Origin of the sequence: Burkholderia sp. Nafp2/4-1b, from assembly GCF_003635165.1 — a bacterium.
GTDB lineage: Bacteria > Pseudomonadota > Gammaproteobacteria > Burkholderiales > Burkholderiaceae > Burkholderia.
Genome location: NZ_ML058683.1, coordinates 1 through 1,934, shown reverse-complemented (window position 1 = coordinate 1,934; position 1,934 = coordinate 1). Strand labels below are relative to the sequence as shown.

Here is a 1,934-nt window from a genome sequence, read left to right as displayed (position 1 = left end):
GCCGACGCCGACGCCGACGCCCACGCCGACGCCCACGCCCACGCCCACGCCCACGCCCACGCCCACGCCCACGCCCACGCCGCGGGCGCAATGCCGGCACGTAGACCGCAACAGCGAGATCCGCACGCCAGCTGCATGCCGTTAGACGGCCTGTCGGCTGGTCTCGCGGGCCTGGTCGCCCGTCTCAGAGGGCATGAATTCCTTGGATCGCGAAAGGATGGTGCCGTCAGAGCGCCCGAGCATCGGCCGCCAATGCGAGCCGCGTACCGTCCGCGTCGACGCTCATCGACCGTACCATTCACACGCCGCTGAATCGCCCAACACTGAGTATTAACAGATCTTCGACTTCAAAGCAGGCCGCCCCTCGGCGGTGTCTGGAGACGCCCGACTGGCCTGTCGAACGCGCCAGGGTAGGTCGAAGCATCGTTCAGCAACCAAGCGTACGAAATCGCTTCCGGGGTCATGGCGTTCGCGGACATTGCAACATCGTTGCCGCGGTCGGGGCGACCAGCATCGGCGGGCGGCTTCAACGTGTCCTACGTAGCATATGCAGCCACGCCTTTCGTACGCCCGGCGTTATGGCCTTCGGATAGCGCCTGCTGCGGGTTGCCGCGATCCCTTCCGTGCGGCACCACGAGCTCGATGTATCTTTCCCTTGCGTCGCTGGAGAGTGGCGAATATCAGCGCGAGGACAAGGCTCAGGACCGGACTTCTCACCGCGCGGCGAAGGGAACTGGAAGCCGTCGGCCTCGCCGCGTCACATGGGGTGGTCCCGCGGCTGCTTTCAGTCCCCGCCGATGAAGCGAGCGTCGAGCGAGACTTATGCCGTTGTGCGGCAGCGGCTCCGGTGTTGGGAGAGCCGGGGAACGGGAGACTCGGGGAAGGGTGCGATATCTGTCCCGAAGAATCGGGCACCAGCGCAGGTGCGTTGCAGCCCGCGTGAAAGTCGACTGTTTGCCCGCCTGGCGCCCGTTTGCGCGTCCTATTGAGCCGCCCCCTATAGCCCCGACGGAAGCGCCACCGAACCCTCCGGCATGGAAATTGCGAATTTTTTGCGTATACCCGCTTGGCATTATGCGCGGGAGGCCGTATGATGGCGGTCTTTCGTTTTCAGCGAAGATGCAAATCGAAGCTGAAGACGGAGTCTGACGAAGATGTGGACGCCAATCGGCGATCCTCTCGTGCTTGCCTCAGCCGGGCTAGCGCGGGTGTCGGGTGAGTCGCGCGGCGCGCTGGAAGAGAATGAAAATAATCTTCCGGATGTGCTTGACAAGAGTGCGATGCACCCCCATAATCGTCAGTTCTCTGCGGAGGGGTGCCCGAGTGGCTAAAGGGGGCAGACTGTAAATCTGTTGGCTTACGCCTACGTTGGTTCGAATCCAACCTCCTCCACCAAGAACATCAGCGCAGTGAGCGGTAAGGAATCGTTAGTGGCCCGTGCGGGTGTAGCTCAATGGTAGAGCAGAAGCCTTCCAAGCTTACGACGAGGGTTCGATTCCCTTCACCCGCTCCAGTCCGTGTAGTTGAAGCGTAATAGCGCCCATGTGGCTCAGTGGTAGAGCACTCCCTTGGTAAGGGAGAGGTCGGCAGTTCGATCCTGCCCATGGGCACCAGCAGTAAAAAAGTCAGTGTCTGTTTGCGCGCGGCGCAACCTGTGAAATTCCTTTTGGGAGTCGAAAATGGCCAAGGGTAAATTTGAGCGGACCAAGCCGCACGTCAACGTTGGTACGATTGGTCACGTTGACCACGGCAAGACGACGCTGACGGCAGCGATCACGACGGTGCTGACGAAGAAGTTCGGCGGCGAAGCGAAGGCCTACGACCAGATCGACGCGGCACCGGAAGAAAAGGCGCGCGGCATCACGATCAACACGGCGCACGTCGAGTACGAAACGGCTAACCGCCACTACGCACACGTCGACTGCCCGGGCCAC

The 1,934-nt window shown here is 62.0% G+C and carries 1 protein-coding gene and 3 tRNA genes; all 4 read left to right on the top strand.

Features of this window, described 5'->3' with window-relative positions:
* The first annotated feature begins 1,309 nt into the window (after positions 1–1,309).
* A tRNA-Tyr gene (locus C7H84_RS35995) sits at positions 1,310–1,395 on the top strand.
* A 44-nt stretch (positions 1,396–1,439) separates the two neighbouring features.
* Positions 1,440–1,513, top strand: a tRNA-Gly gene (locus C7H84_RS35990).
* 25 nt (positions 1,514–1,538) lie between these two features.
* A tRNA-Thr gene (locus tag C7H84_RS35985) sits at positions 1,539–1,613 on the top strand.
* Between the two features lie 66 nt (positions 1,614–1,679).
* Positions 1,680–1,934 (top strand): GTP-binding protein (locus C7H84_RS35980; RefSeq protein WP_240462172.1); only part of this gene is annotated, 255 nt, incomplete at its 3' end.